At 33.5% G+C, this 17,559-nt stretch carries 16 protein-coding genes and 2 pseudogenes; 17 read left to right on the plus strand and 1 reads right to left on the minus strand.

The annotated features are described in order from the left end of the window. The first annotated feature begins 200 nt into the window (after positions 1-200). The 6 genes and pseudogenes from CN288_RS15165 to CN288_RS15190 all read left to right on the plus strand — a co-directional run bounded on the left by CN288_RS15165 (position 201) and on the right by CN288_RS15190 (position 4,479). Complete coding sequence (locus CN288_RS15165) at positions 201-383, plus strand: hypothetical protein (RefSeq protein WP_026591947.1); 183 nt, start codon at positions 201-203, stop codon at positions 381-383. A gap of 373 nt (positions 384-756) precedes the next feature. Beyond that, positions 757-1,356 (plus strand): annotated as a pseudogene (locus CN288_RS15170) (O-methyltransferase); the annotation flags it as partial. Between the two features lie 29 nt (positions 1,357-1,385). Beyond that, positions 1,386-1,928, plus strand: coding sequence for a hypothetical protein (locus CN288_RS15175; protein WP_098302569.1), 543 nt, complete (start codon positions 1,386-1,388; stop codon positions 1,926-1,928). A gap of 195 nt (positions 1,929-2,123) precedes the next feature. Continuing rightward, complete coding sequence (locus CN288_RS15180) at positions 2,124-2,996, plus strand: aminoglycoside 6-adenylyltransferase (RefSeq protein ID WP_026591945.1); 873 nt, start codon at positions 2,124-2,126, stop codon at positions 2,994-2,996. Between the two features lie 125 nt (positions 2,997-3,121). Next, positions 3,122-3,967, plus strand: a complete 846-nt coding sequence (locus CN288_RS15185) for a peptidoglycan-N-acetylglucosamine deacetylase (RefSeq protein WP_090688595.1) — start codon at positions 3,122-3,124, stop codon at positions 3,965-3,967. A gap of 170 nt (positions 3,968-4,137) precedes the next feature. Beyond that, complete coding sequence (locus CN288_RS15190) at positions 4,138-4,479, plus strand: SdpI family protein (RefSeq protein WP_026591943.1); 342 nt, start codon at positions 4,138-4,140, stop codon at positions 4,477-4,479. A 74-nt stretch (positions 4,480-4,553) separates the two neighbouring features. Here CN288_RS15190 and CN288_RS15195 read toward each other — a convergent pair whose 3' ends face one another. Next, positions 4,554-5,168, minus strand: a complete 615-nt coding sequence (locus CN288_RS15195; RefSeq protein WP_026591942.1) for an NUDIX hydrolase — start codon at positions 5,166-5,168, stop codon at positions 4,554-4,556. An 83-nt stretch (positions 5,169-5,251) separates the two neighbouring features. Here CN288_RS15195 and CN288_RS15200 point away from each other — a divergent pair, with 83 nt between their 5' ends. The 11 genes and pseudogenes from CN288_RS15200 (at position 5,252) to CN288_RS15250 (ending at position 17,495) form a co-directional block, all read left to right on the plus strand. Further along, complete coding sequence (locus tag CN288_RS15200; protein ID WP_026591941.1) at positions 5,252-5,890, plus strand: pyridoxamine 5'-phosphate oxidase family protein; 639 nt, start codon at positions 5,252-5,254, stop codon at positions 5,888-5,890. 702 nt (positions 5,891-6,592) lie between these two features. Beyond that, on the plus strand, positions 6,593-7,888 hold the full coding sequence (locus CN288_RS15205; protein WP_026592294.1) for a homoserine dehydrogenase: 1,296 nt from the start codon (positions 6,593-6,595) through the stop codon (positions 7,886-7,888). After that, positions 7,881-8,939 carry a threonine synthase gene (gene thrC, locus CN288_RS15210; protein ID WP_026592293.1) on the plus strand — a complete coding sequence of 353 codons (1,059 nt, stop codon included), beginning with the start codon at positions 7,881-7,883 and terminating at the stop codon, positions 8,937-8,939. The genes CN288_RS15205 and thrC overlap by 8 nt, the downstream gene beginning before the upstream one ends. After that, on the plus strand, positions 8,936-9,838 hold the full coding sequence (thrB, locus tag CN288_RS15215; protein WP_026592292.1) for a homoserine kinase: 903 nt from the start codon (positions 8,936-8,938) through the stop codon (positions 9,836-9,838). The genes thrC and thrB overlap by 4 nt, the downstream gene beginning before the upstream one ends. Before the next feature lie 269 nt (positions 9,839-10,107). Continuing rightward, positions 10,108-10,483, plus strand: a pseudogene (locus CN288_RS15220) (glycoside hydrolase); the annotation flags it as partial. A gap of 278 nt (positions 10,484-10,761) precedes the next feature. Further along, positions 10,762-11,760: an LCP family protein gene (locus tag CN288_RS15225; RefSeq protein WP_026592289.1), complete on the plus strand. Its 999-nt coding sequence runs from the start codon at positions 10,762-10,764 to the stop codon at positions 11,758-11,760. Between the two features lie 262 nt (positions 11,761-12,022). Further along, a complete protein-coding gene (locus CN288_RS15230; RefSeq protein ID WP_098302570.1) occupies positions 12,023-12,844 on the plus strand; it encodes a peptidoglycan-N-acetylglucosamine deacetylase in 822 nt (273 codons plus the stop codon). Between the two features lie 17 nt (positions 12,845-12,861). Next, entirely contained in the window at positions 12,862-13,515 is a 654-nt protein-coding gene (locus CN288_RS15235; RefSeq protein ID WP_026592287.1) for a YkyA family protein, read from the plus strand. A 274-nt stretch (positions 13,516-13,789) separates the two neighbouring features. Continuing rightward, the gene (locus tag CN288_RS15240) at positions 13,790-14,467 is read left to right on the plus strand and encodes an MgtC/SapB family protein (RefSeq protein ID WP_026592286.1); all 678 of its coding nucleotides are present in this window, start codon (positions 13,790-13,792) and stop codon (positions 14,465-14,467) included. Positions 14,468-14,807: 340 nt separating this feature from the next. Then, positions 14,808-15,341, plus strand: a complete 534-nt coding sequence (locus CN288_RS15245; protein ID WP_098302571.1) for a GNAT family N-acetyltransferase — start codon at positions 14,808-14,810, stop codon at positions 15,339-15,341. Between the two features lie 318 nt (positions 15,342-15,659). After that, entirely contained in the window at positions 15,660-17,495 is a 1,836-nt protein-coding gene (locus tag CN288_RS15250) for an IucA/IucC family protein (protein ID WP_098302572.1), read from the plus strand. Positions 17,496-17,559 lie beyond the last annotated feature (64 nt).

The following is a 17,559-nucleotide window of genomic DNA, read 5'->3' on the forward strand; positions in this document are numbered from 1 at the left end:
TTAAACAATATTATTTAGTGATAATAGACTTTATTGTAAATAAAACAACTCTATTATCACTAAATAAAAAGCAAGAGTTTACGAACATCTCGCATTTTCGTGTGATAAGCCCTTTGTATTGTAAAAAACGTATATTCAAATATTAATTGCGATTATAAGGTAACTACTGTTAAACTATAATTACAATGGAGGTGTTTAGATTGAACAAAATGTCTTTGGGTCTTACTTTTGTTTCAGTAGGTATTATATTCTTACTGTTATCATTTACAGTATCGTTACCAACTGTATTATGGGCAGTTTCACTTGGAACAAGCATTGTACTGAATTTCACAGGTACTGCAATTTTAATGCAGTTTATCAAAACAACAAAAGAGAGTATATGATTAAAGTACGTAACCTAATAATTGAGGTCACGTACTTCTTCACTATAAAAATCAGCACCATTATTTAACATAGCCTTAGATAAAAATAGTTCATTGTTATTGATCGTCCAAACCAATGGGATAAAGCATCACATCTTTTTTAGAAACGTCGCAACTTTTTTCAAAACTTCGCGTCTTTTTTTTAACATCGTGACTCTATTTTAAATTCACAGTATGAACAAGTAGTACATGACTATCTTGTAATTAACGGTAAAATGAAGTATGAAACATTGTCTGATTAGTTTAGAACTATCTTGTAATAATAAAAAAGAATGCCCATTTGTAATGGGCATTTATATTAATTTTAGTCCGCAACCTTCTTGTAATCAAACAACTTCAAGTGAATGCTGAAGCTGAGTTGCCGGCGCACGATGTTTCAGCAACTCAAGGAAAGTTCTTGCAATTACTTGTACAAATTCAAGGAGCTCGTAATATTTTAGAAATTAGTACTTTGGGTGGATATAGTACAATATGGCTTGCAAGGGCATTACCAACAGGTGGTCGTCTCATTACGCTTGAAGCAAGTGAAAAGCACGCTGCAATTGCTCGTGCTAATATTGAAAGAGCTAAATTGAGTGATGTGGCTCATGTGCGAATAGGAATGGCAATAGACTCGTTACAGCAAATAGCTACGGAAGGTTATGAGCCATTTGATCTTATTTTCATTGATGCGGATAAACAAAACAATCCAGTGTATTTTGAGTGGGCTCTTAAACTCTCAAAGTCAGGCAGTTTAATTATTGGCGATAATGTAGTGCGCGAAGGAGAAGTAATTGATGCTTCTAGTGATGACCCACGTGTGCTGGGAATACGTCGTTTCTATGAATTAATTGCTAGTGAACCGCGTGTCACTGCTACAGCGATTCAAACAGTAGGGAGTAAGGGATATGATGAATTTGTAATTGCGCGTATAATAAAGGAAACGGAAAAATAGAAGGGGAGCTCTGACAAAGAGGTGAGTTTGTGAGTAATTTAGAACAAATAGATTATTTATTAAATTATTTTATTAAGAATACACCTACATTAAGTAATGGGAAAGATATGATAGAAGCAAATGTGGCAAGTATTAAAAATGTCTTTAATTTTGATAGTTATAAAGCTGCACTTGAAATTAGTTATAATCAATTTGAGGAATGGTTAAATGAATTGCTGGATAAAGAAAAGCCACAAGAGGATATAGTAGCCTTTAATTTCGGACTGTATGAGACTGAAAATAGCATTCAATTATATATTTCCGGCTCAAATGAATGGCACAGCGATGATGAAGGCTGGGCAAGTAATAATGATTATTTTCCAGAGGACACATCTCCAAGTATAACGCTTTATGAAAATTTATATAGAGTGTTAGAGAACAACCTCGTATTAGGAACATTTTTAACGATTGCTTCAACTATTATGTTTGTGAATACATATGTACTAAATAATCCAGGGAAATTTGCTAAGGATGTTGCACTTGCAACAGGATTTGATGATGGAGATTTATACAACTTTAACAAGGTGAAGTAAAGAAGAACATTTATGATAATTATCAACAGCAACCTTTAAAAGAGCTGAATTAAAAGGTATGAAGAATTAGGAGGAGAAAAAATGAAGAAAATGTTTGATATGTTATAACGTGTATGTAAGACAGAGAATTCTTCTCGTGCTCCTCCAAATTGAATAGAGTACAGTGGATTAATAAAATTTGGAGGTTATAAAAAGATGAGAAGCGAAAAAGAAATGATGGATTTCATATTAAATACAGCGAGAGAAGATGGACGTATTCGTGTAGTTATTATGAATGGATCTCGTGTGAATCCAAATGTGAAGAAAGATTGCTTTCAAGATTACGATATTATATATGTTGTGAAAGATATACAGTCATTCACATCTGATCATAGCTGGATCGATAGATTTGGAGAAAGAATGATTGTGCAAATGCCAGAAGAAGGTACTTTAGTTCCACCCGCAGAGGATGGCAGGTTTCCGTATTTGATGCAGTTTATAGACGGGAACCGAATCGATTTGACTTTAGTTCCAGTAGAATTAGTAAATGAGCTTCTTGATAGAGATAGCCTAAGTGTACTTCTTCTAGATAAAGATGGATGTATTGAGCCGTTTCCACCAGCAAGTGATTCAGATTATCTTATAAAAAGACCAAGTGAAAATGAATTTGCGGATTGCTGTAATGAGTTTTGGTGGTGTAGCACGAATGTCGCAAAGGGATTGTGGAGAGAAGAGTTATCCTATGTGAAAGGGATGCTTGAAGGTCCCGTGAGAAATATGCTGATACAAATGCTAGAATGGCATATTGGGATGAAAACAAATTTTACAGTAAGCGCAGGAAAGTTTGGGAAGTTTTTTGAACAATATCTTGAGAATAACATATGGAAACAATATATGGATACATTCTCAAATGCAGACTATGAAAAGATTTGGAATTCCGTCTTTGTAATGGGAGATTTATTTAGGGAAATTGCAATCGGAATTGCTAGCTATTGTGGTTACGAATATCCACAGGGTGATGATGATAGAGTGACAAGTTATTTAAAGCATGTGAAGTCTTTACCGCAAGATAGTAAAACTATTTATTAAGTTTTTTAGATAGGAAGGAATGAGATCGTTCCAATGATGGAGCGGTCTTATTTTGGTTTGTAAATATGTATCTTTCTAACAAAATTTGAATGAACGGCATATAAAATGTAAGGGAGGTTTTTATTATGTATTATTTTTATCCATCAGAAATGCTTATTCCTTTTCAATGGACTCCAGAACGTAATAGCCCTTTCTATAATGTGTATTCTTATGTGCCGCATTCAAATGTACTTTATTATCAAAATCCTTCTCATTTGAATCTTGAATTGGTAAATATCGGTATGGAGAATGAGGTTCAAGGTGCTGAAGAAGAGAGGGGTTCTTGGACTCCGTTTTCGTGGGTTGAAAAATATGCTTATGCATTTTCAGGTCCCTATAATAAAGCTGAAGTTGCTCTTACATTTGATGATGGGCCAGACCCTGTATTTACCCCGCAAATATTAGATAAGTTAAAAAGTTATGGTGTGAAAGGTACTTTTTTTCTTCTAGGTGAAAATGCAGAAAGGTATCCTAATGTAGTAAAACGAATTGCGGATGAGGGACATATTATCGGGAATCATACGTACAATCACCCCAATTTAGCTAAAGTGAGTGATGAAGAATACCGAAATCAAATTGTAAAAACAGAAGAGATATTGAAGAAATTGGTGGGATATGCGCCAAAGTTTATACGGCCACCTTATGGTGAAATACGTGAAAAACAGCTGGGATGGGCTACAGAGCAAAACTTTATGATTGTGCAGTGGAGTGTAGATACAGTTGACTGGAAAGGTGTAAGTGCAGAAAAGATTACAAATACTGTATTAGGTAATGCGTTTCCAGGAAGTGTTGTATTACAACATTCGACGCCAGGAGCGAACTTGCAGGGATCCGTAGATTCATTAGATCGAATTATTCCTGAACTGAAAGCGAAAGGATCACGATTTGTGACGCTTCCTAGCATGTTTCAAACGTCGAAACAGAGAAAGTAAATATAAAACAATAAGTTTGAGCTATGAATATAAAATACTGTATTCAGCTTATACATCATTTAAGCAAGAGTGGTGTATTTTTTGTTATGGAAAATATAGATTTGTAATTACTTTTTGTTGTATTATAAAGGGGTAAACTGGAAAAGTTTAGGGAGATGTGAGGTGATAAGATGATATATGTACTTATAAATATAGGAATGAGCATATTAATCGGTATTATATTTATACTAGCTGCACTCATATTGCAAAAAAATCCACCAACAGATATAAACGCAGTATACGGATATCGAACAAAGCGATCAATGAAAAATAAAGATTTATGGGATGTTGGAAATCAATATAGTGCGGAAGTGATGAAACAAAATGGACTTTTAATGATATTAATAGGAAGTTTAATAGGGATGCTATTTAGGTATCCGCATACAATGATTGCTATTTTAGGTCTTATGATCGTATTAATCATTTGCTTATTTATACGGGTGGAGAATAGATTAAAAGCGCTGGAGAAATAATGGGAATATTCCGTATATCTTGTTATTAAAAAATACTGACTCCCATGCTATATAAGCTAGGAGTCAATCAGAATTCATAAATTATTGTTATTTAATATGTCTCGACTTTTTTCTATGACAAATTCATAATATTCAAGTTCATATGGATAGATATCTGCAAATGTTATTGTAATAGGTTCAGCATTTTTGTTTGAAATGGAAATTCCTGTTGCAGATGTGACTTCTCTTTTTAAAAGCTGTAAAAAAGAAGTCGCAGTTATTTTCATTACATCTTCTACTTCATCACCTGGTGCGAACGGAAGTGATTTTGTAACAGCGTGAAAATACATATGACACATTTCACGGTCAATGAAGTGCGGAATTTCATGATTGATTTTAAAAATGCCTTTGTATTCTAAGTCAGTAGCTTGAAAGGATAAGCCTAATTCCTCTTCTATTTCACGAAGACCACCTATTCGTACATCTTCATTATGCATAATATGTCCAGCAGATGTAATATCCCATTTTCCTGGGAAATCTTTCTTATTTTTAGCTCGTAATTGGAAGTATAAAGAAATGTCTTCGTTTTCTCTTTCCACAAACCAGCAATGGAATGTTTCGTGCCAATCACCGTCACGATGTACGTCATCACGTAGTTTTTTTCCAATGTTGTTTCCTGCTGGATCAAATATCGTTAACCATTCTGTCATTTATATTCCCCTTTCTGTATAGTTTAGTATACAATAATTATATGTAATTTTGGAAAAAAAGAAAAATAAGGAGTGTATATTGAATGGGATTGGGGGAAACAAAAATAAATTCTTTCATTTCAACGGAAGAAGAATTACGTCATATTTTAGGGTATCCAAGTGAGCGTGCGGTAAAGAAAGTGATTCCATCACTTGATCATCATTGTTGTGATTTTCTATCTAAATCTCCATTTCTTGTAATATCCACTTCAGATAAGTTTGGACATTGTGATGCTTCGCCAAGAGGAGATGCACCTGGATTTGTATATGTTTTAAATGAACATCAAATTGTAATTCCAGAAAGACCGGGGAATCGGCGAGTGGATTCTATTCTTAATATTTTATCTAATCCAAAGGTGGGTCTTATTTTTTTCATTCCAGGGCTTGGAGAGTCATTACGAATAAATGGGCGTGCAGCTATTACAAACGATGAAGAGATTTTAGAAAAGATGCAGGTAAATGGACGCAATCCACTCCTTGGAATTGTTGTAGAAATAGAAGAGTGTTTCATTCATTGTGCTAAGGCATTTATACGTTCTGAATTATGGAATCCAGATTCTTGGTTAGAAAAAGAAGTATTACCATCAGCGGCAAAAATGCTGGTTGATCATGCTAAAGTGAACGCAAATGAAGAAGAAGTTGCACGCTCATTAGAAGAAAGTTATACAAAAAGGTTGTATTGAAAAATCGCATAGTATATCGTTGGATAAAGTATGTAAATATAATTAATGTAAAGGCATTTTTTTCAAGGATATTCAGTATGGCTTGAGCGCCAGAATATATTTCTATAGGTTATTATCATGTAATATACACTTTTTTATGGGGAATCTTTTAATAGGTTCATTCATTGCCGGAATTATTATTTTAAGATATAAAGTAAAGCTATAATTATGTTATATAGTAAAGAATGTATAAATAGTAAAATGAATGTTTTTTCAAAAATGAGCTTGCTTTTTTGAATTGTCGTAATTATAATAATTTAACAAATAGACATGAACGAAAAGTAACGATAAGGACACGAGATTATTTTTACGGTTTGCAGAGAGGGAGGCCATAGGCTGCGAGCTTCCTAACACGGAAAATAATCTTACCACCTTTGAACTCTGGTAGTGAACGAGAAATCTAGTAATTATTGGCGGCCTCAGCCGTTATCTGAACTTGAGCAATTCAAAATGAATGTATATTTGGATTGGAACAAGGGTGGAACCACGAAAACACACTCGTCCCTTTTTAGGGATGAGTGTGTTTTTTTATAAAATTTAATGCTGAATTGAAAGGAGGTGCAGTTGAATGAAAAAATTGATCCGAACGAGAATCACCATTGACTGCGTAAATGGGGAGAAGTTAATCATCAAGTATTTTGAAAAATAGGAGGAGATTTAAAAATGAGAAATGTAGTACACGTTGGAGTGTTAGGACTTGGAACTGTAGGGAGCGGTGTCGTTCATATTTTGGAAGATCACAAGGAGAAAATCAGTCTTGATACAGGGTATGAAGTAAAGGTAAAAGCGGTGGCAGTACGTGATGTGGAAAAAGAACGTGATGTTTCAATGGATGGAATTAAGATAACAAGTGATGCAAATGAAATTTTAGAAGACCCTAACATTGACATCGTAGTAGAGGTAATGGGGGGAATTCAAGAAGCAAAACAGTCTATTGAAAGGGCGTTACGTAATAAAAAACATGTTGTAACTGCAAATAAAGATTTAATGGCCGTATACGGCAATGAATTATTAAAATTAGCAAATGAAAATGGCTGTCAGTTATATTATGAAGCAAGTGTAGCTGGAGGAATTCCAATTTTAAGAGGATTAGTAGACGGCTTAGCTTCTGATCATATTGAAAAGATTATGGGAATTGTAAATGGCACAACAAATTATATATTAACAAAAATGAGTCAAAATGGTTGGTCATATGAGCAGGCATTGCAAGAAGCACAAAAATTAGGCTTTGCAGAATCAGACCCGTCAGCAGATGTAGATGGACTAGATGCTGCGCGAAAGGTGGCTATTCTTGCAAACTTAGGATTTTCAGTGAATGTTTCTTTAGATGATGTACATGTTCGAGGTATTCGAAATGTAGAGAAAGAAGATTTAGAAATGGCTAGGAAACTAGGTTTTACTATGAAACTGGTTGGGAAAGCAGAGAAGCAAGGTTCAGCTATTAACTTAAGTGTAGCGCCTACTTTATTACCGAGCCATCATCCACTATCTAATGTGAATAACGAATTTAACGCTGTATATGTACACGGTCATGCGGTTGGGGAAGTTATGTTTTATGGGCCAGGAGCTGGAAAATTACCAACAGGATCTGCTGTAGTGAGTGATATTATTTCAATCGTTAAAAATATGAATCAAGTAATGAAAAGTCAAGATGTGTTAAAAGAGTCAGTGCCTTATAAATTAAAACAGGATGAAGAAATTGTTTCGAAATACTTTTTACGTATTTTATTACGAGATGAACCAGGAATGTTTCAGAAAATCACAGAATGTTTCGTCAATGAATTGATTAGTTTAGAAGAGATTATGCAACTTCCATTTAATCAAGAGCTTGCGGAAATTGTAATTGTGACGCATCAAACTTCAAAATATCAGTTTGAAAAAGTTTTAGCATTAATAGATGGTGTAGCGAATGAAATAAAAAGTTATTACGCTATTGAGGAGGAGAAACAATATGTATAAAGGATTATTAAAGCAATATGCTTCTTATTTACCGGTGAATGATCATACACCAGATGTAAGCTTGATGGAAGGAAATACACCACTCATTCCACTACTGAATATTTCTAAAGAATTAGGGATTCATTTATATGGAAAATATGAAGGTGCTAATCCAACAGGATCTTTTAAAGACAGGGGAATGGTGATGGCGGTTGCGAAAGCAAAAGAAGAAGGATCACAGGCAATTATTTGTGCTTCAACAGGTAATACATCAGCATCGGCAGCAGCATATGCTGCTCGCCTTGGGATGAAGTGTATTATTGTTATACCTGAAGGGAAAATTGCTCAGGGAAAGTTAGCACAAGCAATCGCATACGGAGCGGAGATTATTTCAATAGAAGGAAACTTTGATGATGCGCTTCAAGCTGTACGCCAAATCGCAGCAGAAGAACCGATTACATTAGTAAACTCGGTGAATCCATATCGAATTGAAGGTCAAAAAACAGCTGCGTTTGAAATTTGTGATCAGTTGCAAAAAGCGCCAGATGTTCTTGCTATTCCAGTTGGAAATGCAGGGAATATTACAGCATATTGGAAAGGTTTCTGTGAGTATGAAAAAGAAAAGGGATTTAAAAAACCAAGAATTCATGGTTTTGAAGCAGAAGGAGCAGCTGCAATTGTTAAAGGGCATGTTATTGATTCACCAGAAACAGTTGCAACTGCGATTCGCATTGGGAATCCAGCAAGTTGGTCCTATGCTGTAGAAGCGGCGGAACAATCAAATGGTGAAATTGATATGGTATCAGATGAAGAAATTTTAAATGCGTATCAGTTGTTAGCGAAAACAGAGGGAGTTTTTGCAGAGCCAGGGTCAAATGCTTCCTTAGCAGGTGTAATCAAACATGTTCAAGCTGGAAAAATCCATAAGGGAGAGACAGTTGTCGCTGTATTAACAGGAAATGGTTTGAAAGATCCTGATATTGCAATTTCCTCTAACCACTTAGAGATTGCAAGTGTTTCAAACGATATGGAAAAAATTAAAGAACATATTAAAGGAGTGATTGTTTCGTGATTCCATTTAAAATTTGTGTTCCAGCTAGTACAGCAAATTTGGGACCTGGTTTTGATTCTGTAGGAATGGCATTATCACTGTATTTAGAAATGACTGTTAGGGAAAGGTCCACACATTGGCATGTTCTTCATTCCTTTGATTCGTCTATTCCAAATGATGAAAGAAATTTAATCATAAGTACAGCACGCAAGGTATGCCCGTCTTTAGATCCCCATATAATAGAAGTTACTAGTAATATCCCGCTTACAAGAGGATTAGGGAGCAGTGCCTCAGCGATTGTAGCAGGAATAGAACTTGCTAATCAACTTGGAGAATTACATTTAACAACGGATGAAAAAGTACACCTTGCTACAAGCTTTGAGGGGCATCCTGATAATGTAGCAGCTTCTATTTTAGGTGGCACAGTCATCGGGGCAATGGATGGAAATTATGTATCTGTTGTAAGGATAGAGAGTAAAGAACTGGGAGTCATCTCACTTATTCCAAATGAGGAATTAGATACAAATAAAAGTCGATCTGTATTACCCAAAACATTGCCATTTCATGATGCTGTGCGTGCAAGTGCAATAAGTAACGTGTTAGTAGGAGCATTATGTCAAAAAAAGTGGAATGTTGTTGGTGAAATGATGGAAAGAGATCGATTTCATGAACCATATCGTTCGCAGCTTGTTCCACTCTTGTCTTCGATTCGTGAGTATGCAAAAAAGTTTGGAGCATACGGAACAGCACTTAGTGGCGCAGGACCTTCTGTTTTTATTTTAACTCCATATGAAAAACGTCGGGAAATTGCTGAACAGTTAGGGAAAGTATTTCCGGTATTTAAGGTTTGTGAACTGGATATTGATCATGAGGGAGTAGTTGTCAAAAGTGAAGCGGATATTTGTATAGAAAAATTGTAACATGTATCAGAAAGTCTAGAATTTCTTGGGGCTTATATTGTGTATGGCGCAAATTGCTTGTGATTATAGATATCATATTAATAGATAAAAAATGACTACAGCACGTGTACAAAAGTGCTGTAGTCATTTTTAGGTTAAGGATTTGTTGAGTATGTAGTAGTAAAAATAAATTATACGGTTTTCAACTGTACGTGACTGATAATGATGCGATGAATATTGCGAAATTGTATCAGAACAATATTGTAGAGAAGGGTGAATTTAAAACATTACAAGAGAAAGCAAAACAAGTGCCAGTCAAAGAAGAATATAAGCAAGTATATTTAAATTCTGTGTATTCAATCCCTTTATATAAATTCGTGTACAACGATTCTGTAATTACAACACATCATCGGGAATGGGGGAGTATGAAGGTAAAAGATGAGGTCGGAGTATTACTGCCCGTTAATGCGGGATAAAATTACGCATCATTTGAAAACATGGGAATCATTTCATAAGAAAGCAGTGACAGAAGAGATGACGAATTTTGCATATCTTTCAAAAGATAAACTTGTGCAAACAGAAGATACAAAAGTACCAGCAAAATCAGCTGTTATTTTTGAAGAAGGAAAGAAAATGATTTACAAACCAAAAATGACCGAAAAGTAAAAATATTATTTAGAAAGATTCTGTTAGTTATGAAATGAAAGTACTAACTGGCGGTCTTTTGTACGAGTATTGAAAAACGAAATTGTAAATTTTTTGAAAATGTTATTTGGCGTCTTGTTAAAATAAAATCCGAGAGTATAATGTGAAATGAAATACATATTGATTTTACTTCTTTAAAATGAAACCTTACAAAAATGTAAGGTGAATGAAATGAAATTCAATATGAAGATTAATAAACATGAAGTATACTAGGATAAGAGAAAGAGAGGAGAATAGACATGAGTTCTGAATTAGAACAAAATACAAGAAGTAAAAAGAAACGTTCTAAAAGAAAATCTGTGAAATGGTTCATTTTGATTCCATTTTTACTACTCATTTTTGGTGGAGTAGGATATGGTTCGTTTTTATATAATAAAGCAAAAGCGGTTGTCAGTGATGCATATGCACAAATTGAAAAATCGACTAAGCGCGATAAAGAGGTTGAGCCATTAAAAGATAACATTTCTGTTTTAATCATGGGTGTTGATGGAAGTGATATTCGAAAAGGACAATACGGAGAAGCTGTTCGTACGGATGCACTACTATTGGCAACAATTAATAAAGATGATAAATCAGTAAAATTAGTAAGTATTCCACGTGATTCCCGCGTATATATTCCATCAAAAAAGAAAATGGATAAAATTACGCATGCACATGTATTTGGTGGAGTTGAAAGTACAAGGGATACAGTAGAGAAATTTTTAAATGTTCCAGTTGACTATTATGTGAAATTTAACTTTGATTCCTTCGTAAAAATTGTAGATTCACTTGGCGGTATTGATGTGGATGTTCCAGTTGCATTTACAGAACAAGATAGTAAAGATCAAGCAGGTATGATTCACTTAGAAAAAGGTTATCAACATTTAAATGGAGAGCAGGCTCTAGCATTGGCGAGAACACGTAAAATTGATAGTGATGCAATGCGTGGTCAAAGACAACAACTCGTTATTGAAGCGATTGCGAAAAAAGCAATGTCTGTCCAATCAATTAGTAAATTAGGTTCCCTTTTGGATGCTATTGATAGCAATATGAAAACGAACTTAACATTTGATGATATGCTGTCTATTGCAAGAAATATGACAGGAAATGATTTGCAAATGGAGAAAATGCAAATAGAAGGTACTGATAAACGTATGGGTGGTATTTATTACTACATTCCAAACGAAAAAAATGTGCAAGACATCTCTAAAAAATTGAATGAACATCTGGGTGTTACGCCAAAAGCAGTACAAAAATAAAAAAGGTTGGCACCTAGCCAATCTTTTTTATTTAAAATATATATATAATGGGAAAAATACCATTGGAGTTATTTTAAAATGTTTACATATATAATAAAATGTATATATAGTTATTTAATGATTAAAGAGTATAATAATTAGGGTAATACTTCCTTTATATAATTTGATAATGTTCATTTTTGAAGGTTAAAAAGAAATTGAATATATATTAATATGAATGGAAGAATTATATAAATTAATAGAAAGAAAGGGATTTCATAGAATGGGAAATGTATTTAATGTAAAAAGCATTATAGTTACAATAGTGGCTATTATTGCGATCGCAGTTGGGTATTTTGTGTTTCAATCAATCACTTCACCGGCTAGGGCAGTGGCAAATCAAGTAAATTCAGTACAACTTGCAAGTGAGCAGTCAAAAGTGGAAATGAATAAAACGGCACCAGCTCAATTTAATGGTCAAGTAAGAAAAGTTGCGTATCTTACATTCGATGATGGACCAGGAAAATATACAGCTGAACTACTAAATATATTAAAACAAAATGATGCGAAAGCAACATTCTTCTTGATTGGTGCAAATGTAAAACAGTTTTCAGATTTAGTAAAGCGTGAGAAAGCAGAAGGTCATTATGTGGGTATGCATAGTATGACACACAATTTCAAGAGGCTATATACAAGTGGCGAGTATGTGAATGAAATGAAAGAAGATCAAGGTTTAATAGCTAATATTATTGGAGAATCTCCAAAATTAACACGTCCTCCATATGGTTCTATGCCTGGTTTAAATGAAGCGCTCCGTAACAAAGTAGTAGAAGGTGATCTTAAAGTTTGGGATTGGACGATTGACTCTTTAGATTGGAGATATAACAAAATGCCAGTCGATGTTGGTTCGGCCAAAATTGCTGAAAATGTAATTGCAAGTGCAAAGAATCCCAAAGAAGTTATTTTATTGCATGATATTCATCCACAATCTGTTGCAGCAGTACCAGCAATTATAAAAGGGTTAAAAGAAAAAGGATATGAATTTGAAGCATATAATGAAGCTGATCACTTCTCATTGAACTTTTGGCATGACAAACGTATGTAACATAGGAGGAAAAGAAGTTGAGTTATAGAAAAGTAGCATTAGTTGGAGTACTATCAGTAGGATTATTATCAGGTTGTTTTGGTGAAAAACCAGAAGAAAATCTATTTGTTGCATTTGAAAATGCAGCTAAACAAGAGAAGTCGTTGTTTGAAGATGCGAAAAAATTAGAGACCCTAGAAAAACAAGGACAAGAATTATATACTCAAGTTTTAAATGAAGGAAAAGAGCATAATGAGGCTGTTGCACAAAAACTAGATCAAGCAGTTTCAAATGTAGAAGAGCGTGAAAAAATATTAAAAAGTGAAAAAGATGCATTAGAGAAAGCACAAAAAGAAACGAAGGCAGTTCAAAGTAATGTAGAGAAAATTAAAGATAAACAAATACAAAAACAAGCCAAAAAAGTAGAAGAAGCTTATAAAAAACGTTACGATGCTTTTCAAAAAATGAATGAAAACTATGTGAAATCAATGGCGATTGAAAAAGAGCTGTATGCAAAGTTAAAAGTAAAAGAAACAAAGTTAAAAGAAATCAGCGAGAAAGTGAACGAGTTAAATAAATTAACGGAAGAAATGCAAAAAGAAAAAGAGAAGTTTAATGGATATACAAAAGAGTATAACGAAGGAAAATTAGCATTCTATAAAGAAGCGAAAATCAAGATTAAGGAACAATAATAAAATATATAAATTCAAATTTAAAAATGATATAAACCTTTTCTTCGTAGCAGTGATTTATATGTCGAAAAATCATACAGTATCTAAATTGAATCATACAGACAAAAAAGCCGAGAGAACATTTAAATTATGATGTTTTTTTCGGCTTTTTTAACTTGTAGAGCAGAAAAGAATGGAAATAAAATTCTAAAAGAGTTATAGTTTTATATTTAAGGGAGAAAATGATGTTTAAGAAAAGAAATGATGAACATCATATAAGTAAGGAGAATGAAAAATGACATATGAATTTTTACTCAAATTAGGTTTAGCGCTCTTTTTAGGTTTATTTATAGGGATTGACAGGCAGTTAAAGAATAAGCCACTTGGTGTGAAAACAAGTATGGTCATTTCTGTAGCAAGTTGTTTAATTACGATAGTTTCGATTGAATCTGTGAATGTTTACTCTTCACCAGGCCATACAAATATGGATCCAATGCGTTTAGCAGCTCAAATTGTGAGTGGCGTCGGCTTTTTAGGAGCTGGAGTTATTTTAAGAAGAAATAATGATGTTATTTCAGGGCTAACAACGGCATCAATGGTTTGGGCAGCATCTGCTTTAGGGATTGCAATTGGGGCAGGTTTTTATATACAAGCAACAGTTGCGATGATTTTAATTATATTAGCTATAAATGTATTGCCTCATCTTGTTAAAATAGCAGGTCCTTATTCTTTAAGACAAAAGGATGTAGCTATTAAAATTATCGTAAATGAGCACCGGGAACTAGATGGTATTTTTAAACAAATTAATAACTTAAACATGCAAGTAAAACGCGTGAAAATTAAAGATATTGATAGTGAATCTCAGCAATTAGAAATGGTTATATTGGCACCTGAAGATTTATATACAACTGAATTATACAGCTCTCTAAAAGAAATTGATCATATTATTTCGGTTGAGGTGGAGAGTAGGTAGTTAGAAAAGTTGAAAAGGTGATATGAGATAAAAAGGATGATGAGATTCATCCTTTTTATTTTAGATTCATTTTTGTTATTCGGCTATTTGCGGACAGTATCATTTTTATTTAAACATTTAGTGAAAGTAAAGAGTTTAGATGAGGAATAATAAGCAGGAGATGAAAAACGATTTTATTGATTCAAGTTGCACTTTATCAAGCCTGATTTGTCGTCTGTTTTTTTCTATTGTAATCGTAGAAGTAAGATGAAGATTTAATGAGGGTTTTAATTTATTTTGTTTATCTATATAGATATCCTGTTTCTTTTTGATACAATGAGGAACAAAAGGGGGAGAAGAAATGGACATAAAAATCAGAAAGGCAACAGAAAAGGATATAAAGGGAATCGTGAAAGTACATGTTGATAGTTGGAAAACAACATATAAAGGAATATTACCTGATAAAATTATAGATAATATAACATATGAGAGTCGGGAAAAACAATGGAAAAGTATTTTTAAACAAGCGGTAGGAAATCAATATAGGTATGTAGCAGAAACGTTAGATAAGAAAATTATAGGATTTATTGACGGTGGGCCCGAAAGAACAGGAAAATATGATTGTGATGGAGAATTATATGCAATTTATCTTTTGGAAGAATACCAAGGATATAAAGTAGGGAAGCGATTATTTCAAACACTTATGTCAGAATTTATAAAAAATGATATTGATTCTGTATTAGTCTGGGTTATATCGAATAACCCTTCAATATGTTTTTATGAAAAGTTTTCTCCAGAGCGAGTTGATACAAAGTTTTTAGAGAGAGTAAATGTTCAAGAAACGGCGTATTGTTGGAGAGATATAAATTACCTTCATAGAGTAATATCAGATTGAAAGAAAGTATAGAAATAATATAATTATGTAAACAACAAATTGGTTTCAAAAGGAGATGTACAAAATACTATGTATGTCTCTTTTTTATGTACGGGATCTATAATCCATTGAGAAATGAGATTGTAATTAAGTTTAAAATTATAGAAAAAATATGACTAAAAAACCAAAAATTTAATTATGATAAAAAAATTCTGAAATATACACTTGAATTGATAATGATAATCAATTAGAATTTTATTTGATAATGATAATCATTTTCTGGTTGTTATTGTGAAAAATAAAAATTTCGATAGCAACATTTTTAAGAGGAGGACAAATATGCAGCATGCGAAACAAATCGCGGAACATGCAACAATGCAAAGCTTTTTAAATTGTTATTTACGTGAGACAGGATGTGGAGAATGGGTTACAGAAGATGAAAATATTAGTAACATCTTTAGTAGTACAAAGGATACCAGTCCTGATTCAACATATTTATGCTGTCGGTTATCGGCACAAAACATTACTTTATATACAGAAGTTATATATAAATCACTAACAGGCCGTCATCTGTTTGGAAAGCACTTCTATTATCAAATTGGAGCAGGTTGTCATGTTGTGAAAGCAGATTATGTAACGGTTATTACATTACTAATAAAGGAAATGTCCATGAATTATGGAGAGGGGACAAACCCAGACGAACTTTTACTTCGAGTTATTCGGAGTTGTCAAAATATTAAGGAGTTTATTGGGAAGCGAGAACAAGACACTGCAAAATTATACGGTTTACATACGACCTTTATAGAGGCAGAGCAATCTTTACTTTTTGGGCATTTAAACCATCCTACACCAAAGAGTAGACAAGGAATACTAAATTGGAAAAGCTCAATGTATTCACCTGAATTACAAGGAGCATGTCAGCTACACTATTTTCGAGCACATAAAAATTTAGTAAGAGAAAAATCAGCTCTTATGGAACAAGCAACAGAAATCATAAAAGAGGAGTTAAGGAAAGACTCGTTTGTGAGTATGGAATTTATTGAACTTTATTGTGAAGAAGATGACTACTCTTTAATTCCAATTCATCCACTTCAGGCGGAATGGTTATTACATCAGCCTTATGTGAAAAGCTGGATAGATCAAGGTGTTCTTGAGTATCTCGGATCAGTTGGAAAACCATATATGGCAACATCTTCGCTCAGAACAATGTATCATCCAGAATCAAATTATATGTTTAAATTTTCTTTTCCTGTGAAGGTCACAAATTCAATGCGTATTAATAAATTGAAAGAGCTTGAAAGTGGGATAGAAGGGAAAAATATACTAAAAACAAAAATCGGAGAAGTACGAGAAAAGTTTCCAGGATTTGATTTTATATGTGATCCTGCCTATATCACGTTAGGAATTGAAGGGCAAGAATCAGGGTTCGAAGTAATCATTCGCGAAAATACTTTTTACGGTGAAAATGCTAATAATGCAACACTCTTAGCTGCGCTTGTTCAAGATGCACTCCCAGGTGAGCGAACGAGATTAGCAAATATTATTTATCATCTTGCGGAAGAGGAAGGGAGAAGTTGTGAAGAGGTAAGTTTAGATTGGTTCAGGAGGTATCTGAACATTTCTCTGAAACCAATGGTATGGATGTATTTAAAATATGGAGTTGCATTAGAGGCACATCAACAAAACAGCGTGATTCATCTGAAAGATGGTTATCCAGTAAAATTTTATTTCCGTGATAATCAAGGGTTTTATTTCTGTAACTCAATGAAACATATTTTAGATGCCGAATTAGCTGGTATTGGTGAAAAGAGTGGTAATTTATATGATGATAGTATTGCAGATGAAAGGTTCCGTTACTATTTAATTTTTAATCATATGTTTGGATTAATAAATGGATTTGGTACAGCGGGTTTAATAGACGAAGAAATTCTCCTTTCCGAATTAAGGATTACACTTGAATCGCTTCTTACGTATAATCGTGAACCATCTACATTTTTAGAAAGGTTATTGAAAGATAAACAATTACCGTGTAAAGCAAATTTATTAACAAGATTTTTTGATGTTGATGAATTAACAAGTCCTCTTGAGCAAGCTATCTATGTCCAAGTTGATAATCCTCTCTTTCAAGAAGAGACAGGAAAGCATGCGGAAAGAGAAAGCGTTGTTCGTGTGTAGATAATTTTGGAATTTAAAGAAATATACAAATGGTATTTTTATTAATTTCTATCATGGAGGAGAC

The organism is Bacillus sp. AFS023182, assembly GCF_002560575.1.
Taxonomy (GTDB): domain Bacteria; phylum Bacillota; class Bacilli; order Bacillales; family Bacillaceae_G; genus Bacillus_A; species Bacillus_A arachidis.

Coding starts and splice junctions, on each gene's coding strand:
- CN288_RS15180 (WP_026591945.1), top strand. CDS start 2,124: ATGAGAAGCGAAAAAGAAATGATGGATTTCATATTAAATACAGCGAGA.
- CN288_RS15185 (WP_090688595.1), top strand. CDS start 3,122: ATGTATTATTTTTATCCATCAGAAATGCTTATTCCTTTTCAATGGACT.
- CN288_RS15190 (WP_026591943.1), top strand. CDS start 4,138: ATGATATATGTACTTATAAATATAGGAATGAGCATATTAATCGGTATT.
- CN288_RS15195 (WP_026591942.1), bottom strand. CDS start 5,168: ATGACAGAATGGTTAACGATATTTGATCCAGCAGGAAACAACATTGGA.
- CN288_RS15200 (WP_026591941.1), top strand. CDS start 5,252: ATGGGATTGGGGGAAACAAAAATAAATTCTTTCATTTCAACGGAAGAA.
- CN288_RS15205 (WP_026592294.1), top strand. CDS start 6,593: ATGAGAAATGTAGTACACGTTGGAGTGTTAGGACTTGGAACTGTAGGG.
- thrC (WP_026592293.1), top strand. CDS start 7,881: ATGTATAAAGGATTATTAAAGCAATATGCTTCTTATTTACCGGTGAAT.
- CN288_RS15225 (WP_026592289.1), top strand. CDS start 10,762: ATGAGTTCTGAATTAGAACAAAATACAAGAAGTAAAAAGAAACGTTCT.
- CN288_RS15230 (WP_098302570.1), top strand. CDS start 12,023: ATGGGAAATGTATTTAATGTAAAAAGCATTATAGTTACAATAGTGGCT.
- CN288_RS15240 (WP_026592286.1), top strand. CDS start 13,790: ATGACATATGAATTTTTACTCAAATTAGGTTTAGCGCTCTTTTTAGGT.
- CN288_RS15245 (WP_098302571.1), top strand. CDS start 14,808: ATGGACATAAAAATCAGAAAGGCAACAGAAAAGGATATAAAGGGAATC.
- CN288_RS15250 (WP_098302572.1), top strand. CDS start 15,660: ATGCAGCATGCGAAACAAATCGCGGAACATGCAACAATGCAAAGCTTT.